This window comes from Mycolicibacterium vinylchloridicum, from assembly GCF_013404075.1.
GTDB lineage: Bacteria > Actinomycetota > Actinomycetes > Mycobacteriales > Mycobacteriaceae > Mycobacterium > Mycobacterium vinylchloridicum.
In genome coordinates, this window is record NZ_JACBJQ010000006.1 from 23,138 (window position 1) to 38,210 (window position 15,073).

Here is a 15,073-nt window from a genome sequence, read left to right on the forward strand (position 1 = left end):
GGTCAGGCGCGCGGGTTGTCGAGCGGAACACCGGCTTCGGCAAGCGCTTTCAGCATCAGATCCGCAACGCCCTGGTGCGCTTCGAAATTCCAGTGGATACCGTCGGGATTGCCGCGGCCGGCCATGACCTCCTCGGCCACCGCCGCTTTCAGGTCGACCACCGGAATGTCGTGCAGGTGTGCCCATTCGTTGATCGCGGCAACCGTTCCCGGCCGGCCACGATGCGACATGCCGTACGTGGGAGCGATGTGCACCGAAGGCACCGAAGCAACCATCGGGATACCGGGACGGTTGAAATCGATAGCGCCACGGGTCATTTCAAGATACTCGACCGTCACGTGCGGCGGCAGCGCCGGACGGGCGATCGGCGACAGCTTTGGCTGCGCCCAGCCGTAGCCGTCGCGAACCCAGCGACGCAGCCAGGCCGGCCGTACATAGCGGATCAGTTCACGCAGCGCCGTCGGCAGCGGCGAGGGCAGCGAGTCCATGCCGCTGGTCGCGAAGATCACCGCACCGGCCCGCGGCAGGGCGGCCCAGGCCCGTGGATCCTGAGTGGCGGCCCACCACACGTCGCGGCTGGTCCAGCCAATGCGGCCGATCAGTTCCACATCCCAGTCCAGTTGGTGAGCAACGATATTGGGCCAGATCCGCGGATCGTCGGAGGGAAGCCCGCCCTGCGGCCCGTAGTAGGACAGGGAATCGCAGAAGACAAGCAAGGTTTGGCGGGCAGCGTCAGAGGACATCGTTGGCCACCTGAGCCGAGGCGTTCCACACGTCCAGGCGCCAGCGGATCGCCTCGAACGGAGCATCGTCGTCGCTGTGGCCGGACAGCTGCGCCCAGCTGGCGTTGCCCATCCCGCCCAGCACCGGCCAGTTGTCAACGGGCAGCCCGAGCAGGGCCGCACACAGCGCGGCGATCAGCCCGCCGTGTGCAACCAGCACCAATGGCCGGTCCGGGTCATCCAGACCCCATTCCCGTTCTCCGGCAACCAGTTCAGCGACCAACGGCACACTGCGCTCGGCGACGTCGATACGGCTTTCACCACCGTGCGGCGCCCAGGTGGCGTCGTCGCGCCAGGCCAACCGCGCGCCCGGCGAGGCAGCGTCCACCTGATGGTGGGTGAGGCCCTGCCAGTCGCCGAGGTGAGTCTCCCGGAGCCGGGTGTCGACGTCCACGTGAAGTCCCGTGCGCTCCCCCAGCGCCACCGCGGTGTCGTAGGCACGGTGCAGATCCGAGGAGACGATCAGCAGCGGCTGGCGCTTGGCCAGCACCTCGGCGGCGGCGACAGCTTGCGCCCTGCCGAGATCGGTCAGCTCGCTGTCGAGCTGACCCTGCATGCGGCTGCCTGCGTTGTACTCGGTCTGGCCGTGCCGCAGCATGACCAGCCGGCGCACTCTCACAGCGTCTCCTCGGTCTCGACGTCGTCGAGGTTCACCGCGACGAACGGGCAGTCCCGCCACAACCGGTCCAGGGCGTAGAAGGTGCGCTCCTCCTGGTGCTGGATGTGCACCACGATGTCGACATAGTCGAGCAGCACCCACCGGCCTTCCCGGGTGCCCTCCCGGCGCGCGGGCTTGTAGCCGGCCAGTCGCATCTTCTCCTCGACCTCGTCGACGATCGCGTTGACCTGACGCTCGTTGGATGCCGACGCGATCACGAAGCAGTCGGTGATCACCAGCTGGGCGGACACGTCGATGACGACGATGTCCTGCGCGAGCTTGGCTGCGGCCGCCCTGGCCGCCACGGTGGCCATCTGGACGGCTTCGTCGGACGCGGTCACGTGAGGGTCTCCTCGGTTGTCGGGGCGGCCAGCCGGCTCACCTGGCCGCCTCCGCTGTAGAGGCCGCGCTTGGATACGTATTGCACGACGCCGTCGGGGACCAGGTACCAGATCGGCCGGCCCCCGGCGGCGCGGACGCGGCAGTCGGTGGACGAGATCGCCAGGGCGGGCACCTCGACCAGGCTCAGCGCCTCTTCGGGCAGCTGGTCGAAGGCGGCCACGATGTGCTGACCGTTGAGTTCGTAGCCGGGCCTGCTGACGCCGACGAACTTGGCGAGGGCAAACAGCTCCTCCCAGTTCTGCCACGAGAGGATCGAGGCCAGCGCGTCGGCGCCGGTGATGAAGAACAGGTCGGCGTCGGGGTTCAACGCGCGCAGATCGCGCAGCGTGTCATTGGTGTAGGTGGGCCCGCCACGGTCGATGTCGACCCGGCTGACCGAGAACCGCGGGTTGGAGGCGGTCGCGATCACCGTCATCAGGTAGCGATCCTCGGGGGGAGTCACCTCCCGGGACTTCTGCCACGGCTGGCCGGTCGGGACGAACACCACCTCGTCGAGATCGAAGAGGGCTGCCACCTCACTGGCGGCGACCAGGTGGCCGTTGTGGATGGGATCGAACGTCCCACCCATCACGCCGAGCCTGCGTCGAGCCGAGGAAACCACGATTGACCAGCTTACGGGAGGCGGCCGGGCCTTTCGCGACGCCGACGAACCGCCGCCTCAACTGTGCGCTGGCAAAGATCTCGGCGGGGAATCGTTCCGGTTCAGGTAGCATTTTCCCCTGAGTCGAGTTATGCCGATCAAGGGGAATTCAATGACGAAGTTCGGTAACCGACGCATGACCCTGCCTGTGACGGGTGTGGCCGCTGCGATCGCGGCGGTTGCGGTGGGATTGACCCCGACGGTGTCGACCGCGCCTGTGCTCACCGCGGCGACGGTGGATTACCTCCGCGGGACCAACATCGGCTGGACGCCGACCGACCAGGAGTACCGCGCCTTCATCTCGCGAGTGCTGGACGGTACCGACACCCCCGCCGACGCGCCCGTCTCGAGCGGCAACATTCCCTACAACGCCGGTTTCTGGCCATTCTCGAAGAACTTCATCTTCGATCTGACCTGGAACAAGTCCGTCGCCCAGGGCGTGAAGAACCTCGAGAACAAGGACCCCCAGGGCGATGTCGTCTTCGGGCTGTCGCAGGGCGCGGTGGTCATCTCGCGCTACAAGGCGGCGCATCCCGACGGGACGGGGAACACCTGGGTCCTCGTCGAGAATCCGAGCCGGCCCAACGGGGGGATACTGGAACGGTTTGCCGGGCTGTACATCCCGGTGCTCGATATCAGCGTCAGCGGGGCCACTCCCGACAACGGCGATACGACGGTCGACGTCGCCCGCCAGTACGACGGCTGGGCGGATTTCCCGACGTATCCACTCAACATTCTGGCGACTGCCAACGCCATCGCGGGGATGATCCTGGTCCACGGGCAGACGCAGACCGAGCTCACCGCTGCCGATATCGAGGCGGCCAAGGCCGGTGGCAGCGCCTACTACCAGGAGCACGGCGACACAACGTATTACCTGATCCGGACTCCGTTGGTGCCAATCCTGATGCCACTCAAGGGCATTGTGCCCGACCCGATCCTCGGCGCCATCGACCCGGTGTTGCGGACATTCATCGAAATGGGTTACGACCGCAGCGATTACAGCAAGCCGACGAAGGCGCAGTTGCTGCCGGGCATCCCGCTGCTCCCCTCAGTCAGCCTGCCCAGCCTGCCCGCTCCCGCCGCCACCGCGCAGAAGACCGTCACCCCGAAAGCCGAACCGACCGACAGCACCGCCGCAACGACGGAGACACCTGCGGCGGTGAGCGCGCCGAAGGCCGGCACGCCCAAGTCGAGTGCTGCCAAGTCCGGCGCTCCGAAGAAGCCGGCAAGCGCGAGCAAGGACGGCCATAAGAAGGGCACCGGCGGCAGCGCCAGACCGGCCAAGGCCGCCGACTAGTACCTCCAGCGCCCGGTGCGTGCGAAGATCGGCCATGCCCACAGTCGTTCTCGCATTGGTCGCGATCATCGGCGCCCTCGTCCAGAGTCGCCGCCACTCCGACCGCAACCCGGCCGATGTCCAGCTGGTGTGGTGGATGGTGGCTGTCGTCGGAGTAGCGTCGCTGCTGGGCGCCGCCTACCACATCTTCGACGGTCCGCAGACCGCCGAGCTGATCGGCTACACCCGGGGCAATGGTGGCTTCCAGTGGGAAAATGCCATGGGCGACACGGCAATAGGCGTGGTCGGCATCTTGGCCTATTGGTTTCGGGGCCACTTCTGGCTGTGCGCCATCATCGTGCTGACCATCCAGTACATCGGCGACGGCGCCGGCCACATCTACTACTGGTTGGCCGAGAACAACACGATGCCCTACAACATCGGATTTCCGCTGTGGACGGACTTCCTGCTGCCGATCATCATGTGGGCGTTGTACATCTGGTCGCGGCGCACCGGCGGCGACGCGGTGCCGAAGGCTTAGACCGGGAGCAGCTGGTCGATCACCGCGGCAAGCTGTTTGGCAGAACGGCATTCGTGCATGGTGATGACGTCCTCGTAGCGAGCGGTCGCCGAGTCGCCGCTGCCCCACAGATGCCGCGGCTCCGGGTTCAGCCAGTGCGCATGGCGGCTCGCGCTGACCATGTGGGCCAGGATGTCGACGGCAGGGTTGCGGTAGTTGGTGCGCGCATCGCCGAGCACCAGCAGCGAGCTGCGCGGTGACAGCACGTTGTGGAAGTTTTCGGTGAACGACACGAACGCGTTGCCGTAGTCGGAGTGCCCGTCGCGGGTGTAGACCCCCGCTTCCCGGGTGATGCGCTGAATCGCGACGGCGAGGTCGGCGTCGGGTCCGAACAGGTGGGTGACCTCGTCGGTGGTGTCGATGAAGGCAAACACCCGCACCCGGGAGAACTGCTGGCGCAGGGCGTTCACGAGCAGCAGGGTGAAGTGGCTGAATCCGGCGACCGACCCCGAGACATCGCACAGCACAACAAGTTCCGGCCGTGCCGGTCGCGGCTTGCGCAGCACGACGTCGATCGGCACTCCGCCGGTCGACATCGACTTGCGCAGCGTCTTGCGCAAATCGATCGCCCCGGCGCGGTGCCGACGGCGTTTGGCCGCCAACCGGGTGGCCAGCATCCGGGCCAAGGGTTGGACCGTCTTGCGCATCTGGCGTAGCTGATCGCCGGAGGCGCGCAGGAATTCGACGTTCTCGGCCAGCTGCGGGATGCCGTACATCTGTACGTGGTCGCGGCCGAGCTGCTCGGCGGTGCGCCGTTTGGTCTCGCTCTCCACCATTCGGCGCAGCTGTGCGATCTTCTGCGCGGCAAGCGCTTTGGCGATCTGCTCCTGGGTGGGCGTCGGGTCGTCGTCGTGCGGCGCCAGCAGGCCGGCCAGCAGCCGGCCTTCCAGTTCGTCCAGTCCCATCGCCTTGAGCGCCTGATACGAGGAGTAGGACGGGCCGCGACTGGAGGTGTAGCGGCCGTAGGCTTCGACGATCTGGGCGATCATTGCGACCAACCGGTCGTCCATGTCGCCGATGTCGGGGTTGTCGGCCAACAGGTCGAGCAGCATCTGCCGCATCGCCTCGATGTCCTCGGGCGGCAACCCCTCCTGGCTGTCCTCGTCGGCATCCTCGTCGACGAGCACGGTGCGGCCGCCCAGCGCCGACGGCCACCACAGGTCGAACAGCGCGTCGTAGGTCTGCCGGTGGTCGGCGCGGCGCAGCACCGCGCAGGCCAGTCCTTCACGCAAGGCTTCGCGTGAACCGAGACCCAGCACGGTCAGCACCCGCCCGGCGTCGACCGTCTCGGACGGGCCGACCGAAATTCCCTGGGCGCGTAGCGCTTCGACGAAGCCCACCAGATGTCCCGGCAGGCCGTGTGGGGCCAGCGGTTGCGGGGGGCGCACCCTGCGGACGGCCATCGGTTTAGTTCAGCCGCAGTTCGCCGGCGGCGCGCTGTTGATCGGACTGGTGCTTGAGCACCACGCCGAGCGTCGCGGCGATGGTGGCGTCGTCGATCGTGTCCATGCCCAGCGCCAGAATGGTGCGGCCCCAGTCGATGGTCTCGGCGACCGACGGCAGCTTCTTGAGCTGCATGCCGCGCAGCACGCCGATGATGCGCACCAGTTCGGCGGCCAGCGACTCGGGCAGCTCGGGCACCCGGGACAGCAGGATGCGGCGCTCTAGATCCGCATCGGGGAAGTCGATGTGCAGGAACAGGCAGCGCCGCTTGAGTGCCTCGGACAGTTCGCGGGTGGCGTTGGAGGTCAGCACCACGAACGGCGTGCGCGTTGCGGTGATCGTGCCCAATTCGGGGACGGTCACCGCGAAGTCGCTCAGCACCTCCAGCAGCAGACCTTCGATCTCGATGTCGGCCTTGTCGGTCTCGTCGATCAGCAGGACCGTGGGCTCGGTGCGCCGGATCGCGGTCAGCAGCGGCCGCGATAGCAGGAACTCCTCGCTGAAGATGTCGGACTTCGCCTGGTCCCAGTCGTTCGAGCCGGACTGCATCCGCAAGATCTGTTTGGCGTGGTTCCACTCGTAGAGGGCACGGGCCTCGTCGACACCCTCGTAGCACTGCAACCGCACCAGACCCGACCCTGTGGTCTGCGCCACGGCGCGGGCCAGTTCGGTCTTGCCCACCCCGGCCGGACCCTCGACCAGCAACGGCTTGCCCAGCCGGTCGGCCAGGAACACCGCGGTGGCGGTGGCGGTGTCGGGCAGATAACCCGTCTCGGCCAGCCGCTTGGCGACATCGTCGATGTCGGCGAACAGCGGGGCCGGACGCGCCGGGGTTTCAGTCATGGTTCTCCTGTCGTGCCTCAGGCAGGGCGGGTATGGCCGTCTCCCCAGACGATCCATTTGGTTGAGGTCAATTCGGGCAGACCCATCGGGCCGCGGGCATGCAGCTTCTGGGTGGAGATGCCGATCTCGGCTCCGAAGCCGAACTGCTCACCGTCGGTGAACGCCGTTGATGCGTTGACCATCACCGCGGCTGCGTCGACACGTTCGGTAAAGAGCTGTGCCGCAGCAAGATTGGTGGTCACAATGGCCTCGGTGTGACCGGTGCCGTAGGTGTTGATGTGCTCGATGGCGGCGTCGAGGCCATCGACGGTGGCGACCGCGATATCCATCGACAGGAACTCCGCGCGCAGCTCGTCGTCGGTCGGATTGTCGTGGACGGTCACGCCGGCCTGTTGCAGGGCGCCCACCAGCCGCGGCAGGGCGACAGCTGCGACGGCAGAGTCCACCAGCAGCGTCTCGGCCGCGTTGCAGACACTGGGCCGCCGGGTCTTGGCGTTGAGGATGATCCGCTCGGCGACGTCGAGGTCGGCCGCGGAGTGCACATATACGTGACAGTTGCCGACGCCGGTTTCGATGGTGGGCACCGTGGCGTCGCGCACGACGGCGTCGATCAGGCCGGCGCCTCCACGCGGGATCACCACGTCGACCAGGCCGCGGGCCTGGATGAGGTGGGTGACGCTGGAGCGGTCGCTGCTCGGCAGCAGCTGCACCGCGTCTTCGGGCAGGCCGTCGCCCGCCAGCGCGCCGCGTAGCGCCGTGACCAGTGCGGCGTTCGAGTTCGCGGCCGAGGAGCTGCCGCGCAGCAGGACCGCGTTGCCGGATTTCAGGGTGAGGCCGAACGCGTCGACCGTCACGTTGGGCCGGCCCTCGTAGACGATGCCGATCACGCCGAGGGGAACGCGCTGCTGCCGCAGTTGTAGTCCGTTGGGCAGCGTGCGGCCGCGCAGGACCTCGCCGATCGGGTCGGGCAGGCCGGCGACCTGGCGCAGGCCCGCGGCGATGCCGTCGATGCGTTGCGGGTTCAGGGCGAGCCGGTCCAACATGGCCTCGGCGGTGCCACCGGCCCGTGCGGCGTCGAGATCTACGGAGTTGGCTGCCAGGATCTGGTGAGCGTGGGCCAGCACGGCATCGGCGGCGGCGTGCAGGGCCCGGTCTTTGACGGTCGTGGTCAGCGATCCCAGGGTGCGCGAGGCGACGCGTGCCCGGCGGGCAGCATCGAGAACCTCGTTCTTCAGATCAAGCGACTCCGCCTGAACACTCATTCCCCCAGGGTATCGGTCTCCCCACCAACCGGCAGGTGGGGGCCGACCCAGGACTAATCTCAGCCGCGTGACACGGGTATGTGTAGTGGGCAGCGTAAACGTTGACCAGTTCTTTCGGGTCACCGCTCTGCCCCACGCCGGGGAGACGGTCCTGGGATCGGCGGTGGCCACCGAACCGGGCGGCAAAGGCGGCAATCAAGCGGTGGCAGCGGCCCGCGCCGGCGCCGACGTGCAGTTCGTCGGAGCGATCGGCACCGACCCCGCGGGCGCCCGGTTGCGGGCGCACTTGAGCACCAACGGCGTCGGCCTCGACGGCCTGCAAGAACTGACCGTAGCCAGCGGCAGCGCTGTCATCCTGGTCGACGACCACGGCGAGAACATGATCGTGGTGGCGCCCGGCGCCAACGGCCATCTGACGCTGAGTTCGGCCGCCGCGCGTGCGGTCATCGCGGACTGTGAGGTGCTGCTCGTCCAGTTGGAGGTGCCGATCGCGACGGCCGTTGCCGCCGCGCGCGAAGCCCGGTCCGTCGGAGCCACCGTGATCGTCAACGCCTCGCCGGTCAGCACCGACCCCGGCCTCGGTGACCTGGCAGACGTCACCGACGTGGTGATCGTCAACGAGGCCGAGGAGCCGCACTGGACTTGGCCGACAAGGCATTTCGTGGTCACCCGCGGCGCTCGCGGTGCCGGCTACCGAGGCCCCGACGGAGACGTCGACGTCCCCAGCCCCGAGGTCGAGGCGATCGACACCACAGGCGCAGGCGATGTCTTCGCCGGTGTGCTCGCTTCCGCCTGGGCGACCGGACATGACCGCGCTCTGCGCCGCGCGTGTGCGGCGGGCGCGCTGGCGACGCTGGTGTCCGGCGCCGGTGATTGCGCGCCGGTGGCCGAGGCCATCGATGACGTCCTCACCCAGTACTGAACGCCCTACGGTTGTGGCGATAGTCTCGCGCGATGACACACAGCGACGCTCCGCGGCCCCCTGAGGGTGACTGGCTGGGAACCCCGTTCCTGAAGTTCACCCGCGAGGGCGGGTTCGGGGTGTGCACCCTGGATCGCCCCGAAGCGCGCAACGCGATGACCCCGGCGATGTACTTCGGCATCAAGTACGCGGTCAACCACGTCGGGTCCGATCCCGATCTGGCCGGCCTGCTGATCACCGGTACCGGGGACGTTTTCGCGCCGGGCGGCGACATGGGCGGCGGCGGAGCGGACAACTGGCTGACGTTCGGTGCGGCGCTGGGCATGGACGCCCTGCCGTTCGACACGCTGCGGCAGTCCGCCAAGCCGGTGGTGGCCGCCGTCAACGGGCTGTGCCAGGGCGGCGGGTTGCAGATCGCGCTGTGCGCCGACATGGCGGTGGTCAGCGATCGGGCGACGTTCCGCGTCCCCGAGCTCTACCGCGGGATCGCCGACACCTACTACAGCCAGATGCTGGCCCGGCTCATCGGCCCGGTGCGCACCCGCGACCTGATGTTCACCGGCCGCACGCTCAACGCGGAGGAAGCCCTGGACTGGGGCATGGTCGCGCGGGTGGTACCGCACGACGATCTGGCCGCGGCGGCCCGCGAGATCCTCGCCCAATGCTGTCGCACCGCACCGATGGCGCGGTCGGTGGTGAAGTCCAGCCTGGACAACTATCTCGGTCTCTACGACCGGATCGGGATGCAACGCAGCCTCGGCTCGCCGGAGTCGATCGAAGGCTTCATGGCCTTCAAGGAACGCCGCTCCCCGAACTGGGTGCACCCGGACCTGCGCATTGACGGCAGGCTTTAAGTTCAGCCTTTTCTGAATACAGATCTGGCTGTACTGTTGGGTGATGCAGACCGTCACCCATCGCGGCGCACTCGCCCGGTTCGGCTACGCCCTGTCCGATCCGACCCGCGCCGAGATCCTGCTGCTTCTGCGCGACGCCCCCAGCTATCCGTCGGAGCTGGCAGACACGATCGGGGTGTCGCGCCAGATTCTGTCCAATCACCTAGCCTGCCTACGTGGTTGCGGGTTGGTGGTCGCCGAGCCCGAAGGCCGGCGTAGCCGATATGAGCTGGCCGACGAGCGGATCGCCACGGCACTCGAGGATCTGATCGGGCTGGTGCTGACGGTCGATCCGGCGTGCTGCCCGGCCGCCGAGGCCGACAACTGCTGCTGATGTCGACGATCTCGACCCCGGCCCGCCGCACCCAACTGATGCGGCGGATCCGCCTTCTGGTCGCGACCACGATCGCCTACAACGTGATCGAAGCCGCCGTCGCGCTCACCGAAGGCGCGCGGGCCTCGTCGGCGGCGCTGATCGGATTCGGGCTGGATTCGCTGATCGAGGTGTCCTCGGCGGCCGCGATCGCCTGGCAATTCGCCGCGCATAACCCGGAAACCAGGGAGAAGACCGCGCTGCGGATCGTCGCATTCTCCTTCTTCGCGCTGGCGATCTATGTCGCCGTGGACTCGGTCCTGGCCCTGACGGGATCACAGGAACCGCGCCATTCACCGATCGGCATCGGGTTGGCCACGGTCAGCCTGCTCGTCATGCCGGTGCTGTCGCTGGCCCAGCGGCGCGCGGGACGTGAACTCGGGTCGCTGTCGGCGGTGGCCGATTCCAAGCAGACCTTGCTGTGCACCTACCTGTCGGCGGTACTGCTGGCCGGACTGTTGCTCAACGCGCTCGCCGGCTGGTGGTGGGCTGACCCGCTCGCCGCCCTTGCCATCGCGGCGGTGGCAGCGCGGGAAGGACTGCAGGCCTGGCGCGGTGACGCGTGCTGCGCCCCGGTCGCCATGGACGATTGCTGCTCAGGAGACACGCCATGCCCACCATCGCACTGATTCTGTTCACCGTATTCGCCGCACTCGGATTCGGCTGGCGCAGTAGGGATCAACACCGCCGCATGGGTTCAACAGGGTTCAAGGGCATCAGCGGGCAACTGGGGTCGGTCGAGTGGCTGGCCGGCGTCGGGCTCGTCGTGGCGCTGATCGCCGCCGTGGCGGCACCCCTCCTCCAGCTGGCCGGTGTCGTCGCACCGGTGCCCGCCTTGGTCGCGACGTGGATTCAGTTGACGGGCATCGTGTTTGCGGTAGCGGGTACCGCGATGACGGTGTGGGCTCAACTCGACATGGGCGACTCGTGGCGCATCGGTGTCGACGAGGGCGAGACGACGACATTGGTCCGTTCCGGGTTGTTCGGCCGGGTGCGCAACCCGATCTTCGCCGCGATGCTGCTGTTCGGTCTCGGGTTGACGCTCGTCACGCCGAACATCGTGGCGCTCATCGCCTTTGCGTTGTTGGCCGTATCGATCGAAGTGCAGGTCCGCCTGGTCGAAGAGCCGTATCTTCTGCGCGTGCACGGCCAGTCCTACCTGGACTACGTCGCCACGGTCGGGCGTTTCGTTCCACACGTCGGCCTACGCCGCTGATCAATCCTCGGGAATTTCCCGTTCGATCTCCGCCAGCCAGATCCGCGCCGACATGTCTGACGGTGCGCGCCAGTCGCCGCGCGGCGACAGCGAGCCACCGTGCGAGACCTTGGGCCCGTTCGGCAGCGCCGAACGCTTGAATTGGCTGAACGAGTAATACCGCTGGGCGAAGACCTGCAGCCAGTGCCGGATCTCCTTGAGCGAGTACGCCGGCCGCTTGCCGACCGGGAACCCGGGCGGCCAGCTGCCGCTGTCGGGATCGCTCCACGCGTGCCAAGCCAGGAACGCGATCTTGGACGGCCGAAAGCCGTACCGCAGCACGTGGAACAGTGAAAAGTCCTGCAGCGAGTACGGGCCCACCTTGGCTTCGCTGCTCTGGATCTCTTCGTCCTCGCCGGTGGGTACCAGCTCAGGGGTGATCTCGGTGTCGAGCACGGACTGCAGGATCTCGCCGACTTCGTCCTCGAACTGGCCGGACGAAATCACCCACCGAATCAGATGCTGGATAAGGGTTTTCGGCACACCACCGTTGACGTTGTAGTGGGACATCTGGTCGCCGACCCCGTAGGTCGACCAGCCGAGGCCGAGCTCGGACAGGTCTCCGGTGCCCAGCACGATGCCACCTCGCTGATTGGCGAGCCGGAACAGGTAGTCGGTGCGCAGGCCGGCCTGCACGTTCTCGAAGGTGACGTCGTAGACCGGCTCGCCACGACCGAACGGGTGGTCGATCTCGGTCAGCATCAGTGTCGCGGTATCCCGGATGTCGAGCTCGGCGAAGGTCACGCCCAGGGCGCGAGAGAGCTTGACGGCGTTGGTCTTGGTGCGCTCACCGGTGGCAAAACCCGGCAGTGTGAACGCCAGGATGTCGCTGCGCGGCCGCCCCTGCCGGTCCATCGCGTGCGCCGCGACGATCAGCGCGTGCGTCGAGTCGAGCCCACCGGACACCCCGATCACCACCTTGGGGTAATTCAGTGCGCGCAAACGCTGCTCGAGCCCGGCAACCTGAATGTTGTAGCCCTCGTAGCAGTCCTGTTCCAGCCGGAACGGATCGCTGGGCACGAACGGAAACCGTTCGACCTGTCGCATCAGACCGATGTCGCCGCCGGGCGGATCGAGCTGGAAGCCGATGCGCCGGAACGATTTCAACCGGTCTTGGTGATGACGGCGATTGTCGTCGAAGGTGCCCATCCGAAGCCGTTCGGAGCGAAGGAGATCCAGATCGATGTCGGCAACCGAGCGGCGCTCCCCTGTGGGAAACCGTTCGGATTCGGCCAGTAGACGGCCGTTTTCGTAGATCATCGTCTGACCGTCCCAGGCCAGATCGGTACTCGACTCCCCCTCGCCGGCCGCGGCGTAGACATAGGCCGCCAAGCAGCGCGCCGACGCCGAGCGGGCCAACAGCTTGCGGTCCTCGGCCCGGCCGATGGTGATCGGGCTTCCGGAGAGGTTGGCCAGCACCGTCGCACCCGCCAGCGCGGCCTCCGCGCTGGGCGGCACCGGCACGAACATGTCTTCGCAGATCTCGACGTGCAACACCAGCCCCGGCACGTCGTCGGCGGTGAACAGCAGATCCGGACCGAACGGCACCTCGGCACCACCGATGCGGATCGTGCCGTGGAGGTCATCGCCGGCGGCGACCTGGCGTCGTTCGTAGAACTCCCGGTACGTCGGCAGATAGGACTTCGGCGCCACCCCGAGCACCACACCGCGATGGATCACCACCGCGGTGTTGTAGATGCGGTGCAGGAAGCGCAGCGGCGCACCCACGACCAGCACGGGAAACAGGTCGGCCGAGGCCGCGACGACATCCACCAGGGCGTCCTCGACGGCATCGAGCAGCGAGTCCTGCAGCAGGATGTCCTCGAGGGAGTAGCCGGACAGGGTGAGCTCGGGGAACACCGCCACCGCGACGCTGTCGTCATGGCAGGTCCGGGCAATCCGCAGCACCGATTCGGCATTGGCGGCAGGGTCCGCCAGCACCGTGCGGTGGGTGCAGGCGGCCAGCCGCACGAAGCCGTGCCGGTAGGCGGAGTAGAAATCCATGCCCTATTGTTGCCTGCCGTCCCGTGGCCAAACCACCGAACCCGCTCTTCAGGCGTGTCCGCCGGCGCCGAGTGGGTAACCCGCCAGACATGGCCGATACCGCGCTACTGGTAGTGGACATGCTCAATGCCTACCGGCACCCCGACGCCGAGGAGCTGGCAGGCAACGTCGCCGACATCGTGGAACCGCTGTCCGAATTGATCAGCCGGGCCCGTGATCGCGACGATGTCGAGCTGATCTATGTCAACGACAACTATGGCGATTTCACCGCCGAGCCCAGCGACCTCGTCCACGCCGCACTGGAAGGCACCCGGCCGGATCTGGTGCGCCCGATCGCCCCGGAGAAGGGCTGCCGGGTGATGACCAAGGTGCGCCACAGCGCCTTCTACGCCACCCCGCTGGATTATCTACTCAGTAGGCTCGAGGTCGAGAAGGTGATCCTGACCGGGCAGGTCACCGAGCAGTGCATCCTCTACAGCGCCCTCGACGCATACGTCCGCCACTACGCCGTGGTGGTGCCGAAAGACGCAGTGGCCCATATCGATACACACCTCGGCTCGGCGGCGCTGGCCATGATGGAGCGCAATATGGGCGCCGAGATCCTTCCGGCCGCGCATTGCTTGACGTGACCTGAGTCACATAGCCACCCGCGTTGTGGCCCAAGGCTTTTGCGTGGTCTGTGTGCGGGTTTCGAGTATGGCTCTACGCGTTCGCAACCACGGCGACGGCCATAGGTTTTCAGCCATGAGGCCGGACTTCGCCGGCCGCCCAGATCGGGGGATCGAAATGTTGTCACTACCCGCTCCTGTCCAGCAGCAGCCGTCGACTGCGACGCCGCGCGTCGTCGACACCCGGCCGACGGTGCTGATCACCGAACACGAAGTCAAGCTGTTGACCGCAGCTGCCATTGCCACGACGGCGCCGGCCAAGCCCGGCGTGTTCGCGCGGTGGATCGCGTCGCACCGGGAGGCTCGCGACGCCCGGCGCAGTCGGCAGCGGTATTCGCCGGCGCACTACGAGTTCCTGGAGCACTCGGCCATGGCCCGCGCGATGGAACGGCTGTAGGACGTTGATCCGGTAACAACCTCGCACGCCCGGGCGATTACGCCAACAGCAATTTCAAACGGGTCGGAGGAAACGTGCGACGTCGGTGGAAGACCCTGTGCGGCGCGTTGGCGCTGGTTGTCGCTGCCACGATCGGCGAACTCGCACCCACCGCCGCGCACGCCGCCCCGCCACAGCCCGCACCCGTCACCAAGGATTTCTCCAATCCGGCGATCGTCGTCCTCGGGTACGGCTTGTTGCCGGATGGCTCGATGCGGATGATCTTGCGCCGCCGGGTGCTGACCGGGCTGGCGGTCGCACAGATGTACCCGCACTCACCGATCATCGTCACCGGCGGTAACCCGCAGAACGGGGTGACCGAAGCCGCGCAGATGCGCCGCATGCTGTTGATGTTGGGCTTTCCCGACCATCGGATCATCGTGGAGGACAGGGCCAACAGCACCGTGCAGAACGCGCAGTTCTCGGTCCCGCTGGCCAAGCAGGCCGGCACCTCGGGCATCATCCTGGTGACCTCCTCGACACATCAGGGCCGCGCCGACGGCGATTTCGTCGATGCCGGTGCCAATCTGCTGGCCACGGTCAGCTATCCGGACGGCAATCCGACGCTGAACATCACGCAGTTCACCCAGGACGTACTCAGCCCGCTCACCAATTTCGGCTGACTACTCTGGAGTT

General features: G+C 67.2%; 18 protein-coding genes. 10 read left to right on the forward strand and 8 right to left on the reverse strand.

Annotation, left to right across the window (positions count from 1 at the left end):
* Window positions 1-2: 2 nt before the first annotated feature.
* Genes octT through nadD form a run of 4 tightly spaced genes read right to left on the reverse strand, consistent with a single transcriptional unit; the run spans window position 3 to window position 2,443 of the window.
* Complete coding sequence (gene octT, locus HPC46_RS07210) at window positions 3-743, reverse strand: diglucosylglycerate octanoyltransferase (RefSeq protein ID WP_179468294.1); 741 nt, start codon at window positions 741-743, stop codon at window positions 3-5.
* Window positions 733-1,401: a glucosyl-3-phosphoglycerate phosphatase gene (gene gpgP, locus HPC46_RS07215; RefSeq protein ID WP_179468296.1), complete on the reverse strand. Its 669-nt coding sequence runs from the start codon at window positions 1,399-1,401 to the stop codon at window positions 733-735. The genes octT and gpgP overlap by 11 nt, the downstream gene beginning before the upstream one ends.
* Complete coding sequence (gene rsfS, locus HPC46_RS07220) at window positions 1,398-1,781, reverse strand: ribosome silencing factor (protein ID WP_179468298.1); 384 nt, start codon at window positions 1,779-1,781, stop codon at window positions 1,398-1,400. The genes gpgP and rsfS overlap by 4 nt, the downstream gene beginning before the upstream one ends.
* Window positions 1,778-2,443, reverse strand: a complete 666-nt coding sequence (gene nadD / locus HPC46_RS07225) for a nicotinate-nucleotide adenylyltransferase (RefSeq protein ID WP_325096590.1) — start codon at window positions 2,441-2,443, stop codon at window positions 1,778-1,780. Before nadD ends, rsfS begins: the two co-directional genes overlap by 4 nt.
* A gap of 151 nt (window positions 2,444-2,594) precedes the next feature.
* On the opposite strand from nadD, the gene HPC46_RS07230 reads away from it, so the two are divergent.
* Together HPC46_RS07230 and HPC46_RS07235 are read left to right on the forward strand one after the other, a co-directional pair.
* Window positions 2,595-3,779, forward strand: a complete 1,185-nt coding sequence (locus HPC46_RS07230) for a PE-PPE domain-containing protein (RefSeq protein WP_179468300.1) — start codon at window positions 2,595-2,597, stop codon at window positions 3,777-3,779.
* A 34-nt stretch (window positions 3,780-3,813) separates the two neighbouring features.
* Complete coding sequence (locus tag HPC46_RS07235; RefSeq protein ID WP_179468302.1) at window positions 3,814-4,299, forward strand: DUF6790 family protein; 486 nt, start codon at window positions 3,814-3,816, stop codon at window positions 4,297-4,299.
* Here HPC46_RS07235 and HPC46_RS07240 read toward each other — a convergent pair.
* Genes HPC46_RS07240 through HPC46_RS07250 form a run of 3 tightly spaced genes read right to left on the reverse strand, consistent with a single transcriptional unit; the run spans window position 4,296 to window position 7,886 of the window.
* Window positions 4,296-5,741 (reverse strand): vWA domain-containing protein, encoded by a 1,446-nt coding sequence (locus HPC46_RS07240; protein ID WP_179468304.1) that lies wholly within the window; start codon window positions 5,739-5,741, stop codon window positions 4,296-4,298. The two genes, HPC46_RS07235 and HPC46_RS07240, sit on opposite strands and share 4 nt — an antisense overlap.
* Before the next feature lie 4 nt (window positions 5,742-5,745).
* Window positions 5,746-6,624: an AAA family ATPase gene (locus HPC46_RS07245; RefSeq protein WP_005144981.1), complete on the reverse strand. Its 879-nt coding sequence runs from the start codon at window positions 6,622-6,624 to the stop codon at window positions 5,746-5,748.
* Between the two features lie 17 nt (window positions 6,625-6,641).
* Window positions 6,642-7,886 carry a glutamate-5-semialdehyde dehydrogenase gene (locus tag HPC46_RS07250; RefSeq protein ID WP_179468306.1) on the reverse strand — a complete coding sequence of 415 codons (1,245 nt, stop codon included), beginning with the start codon at window positions 7,884-7,886 and terminating at the stop codon, window positions 6,642-6,644.
* 67 nt (window positions 7,887-7,953) lie between these two features.
* On the opposite strand from HPC46_RS07250, the gene HPC46_RS07255 reads away from it, so the two are divergent.
* The 5 genes from HPC46_RS07255 to HPC46_RS07275 are packed head-to-tail and all read left to right on the forward strand — an operon-like array spanning window position 7,954 to window position 11,290.
* Window positions 7,954-8,808: a ribokinase gene (locus tag HPC46_RS07255; RefSeq protein WP_179468308.1), complete on the forward strand. Its 855-nt coding sequence runs from the start codon at window positions 7,954-7,956 to the stop codon at window positions 8,806-8,808.
* A 32-nt stretch (window positions 8,809-8,840) separates the two neighbouring features.
* Window positions 8,841-9,662: an enoyl-CoA hydratase/isomerase family protein gene (locus tag HPC46_RS07260; RefSeq protein ID WP_179468310.1), complete on the forward strand. Its 822-nt coding sequence runs from the start codon at window positions 8,841-8,843 to the stop codon at window positions 9,660-9,662.
* A 43-nt stretch (window positions 9,663-9,705) separates the two neighbouring features.
* Window positions 9,706-10,035 carry an ArsR/SmtB family transcription factor gene (locus HPC46_RS07265; protein WP_179468312.1) on the forward strand — a complete coding sequence of 110 codons (330 nt, stop codon included), beginning with the start codon at window positions 9,706-9,708 and terminating at the stop codon, window positions 10,033-10,035.
* Entirely contained in the window at window positions 10,035-10,703 is a 669-nt protein-coding gene (locus tag HPC46_RS07270; protein WP_179468314.1) for a cation efflux transmembrane domain-containing protein, read from the forward strand. The genes HPC46_RS07265 and HPC46_RS07270 overlap by 1 nt, the downstream gene beginning before the upstream one ends.
* Window positions 10,685-11,290 (forward strand): methyltransferase family protein, encoded by a 606-nt coding sequence (locus HPC46_RS07275; RefSeq protein WP_179468316.1) that lies wholly within the window; start codon window positions 10,685-10,687, stop codon window positions 11,288-11,290. The genes HPC46_RS07270 and HPC46_RS07275 overlap by 19 nt, the downstream gene beginning before the upstream one ends.
* Here the strand turns inward: HPC46_RS07275 and HPC46_RS07280 are convergent, their stop codons facing one another.
* Window positions 11,291-13,333 carry an NAD(+) synthase gene (locus HPC46_RS07280; protein WP_179468318.1) on the reverse strand — a complete coding sequence of 681 codons (2,043 nt, stop codon included), beginning with the start codon at window positions 13,331-13,333 and terminating at the stop codon, window positions 11,291-11,293.
* Between the two features lie 89 nt (window positions 13,334-13,422).
* Here HPC46_RS07280 and HPC46_RS07285 point away from each other — a divergent pair, with 89 nt between their 5' ends.
* The 3 genes from HPC46_RS07285 (at window position 13,423) to HPC46_RS07295 (ending at window position 15,060) form a co-directional block, all read left to right on the forward strand.
* Window positions 13,423-13,962 carry a cysteine hydrolase family protein gene (locus HPC46_RS07285; RefSeq protein ID WP_179468320.1) on the forward strand — a complete coding sequence of 180 codons (540 nt, stop codon included), beginning with the start codon at window positions 13,423-13,425 and terminating at the stop codon, window positions 13,960-13,962.
* A 115-nt stretch (window positions 13,963-14,077) separates the two neighbouring features.
* Window positions 14,078-14,398, forward strand: coding sequence for a hypothetical protein (locus HPC46_RS07290; protein WP_179468322.1), 321 nt, complete (start codon window positions 14,078-14,080; stop codon window positions 14,396-14,398).
* 74 nt (window positions 14,399-14,472) lie between these two features.
* Entirely contained in the window at window positions 14,473-15,060 is a 588-nt protein-coding gene (locus HPC46_RS07295) for a YdcF family protein (protein ID WP_179468324.1), read from the forward strand.
* Window positions 15,061-15,073: the final 13 nt, after the last annotated feature.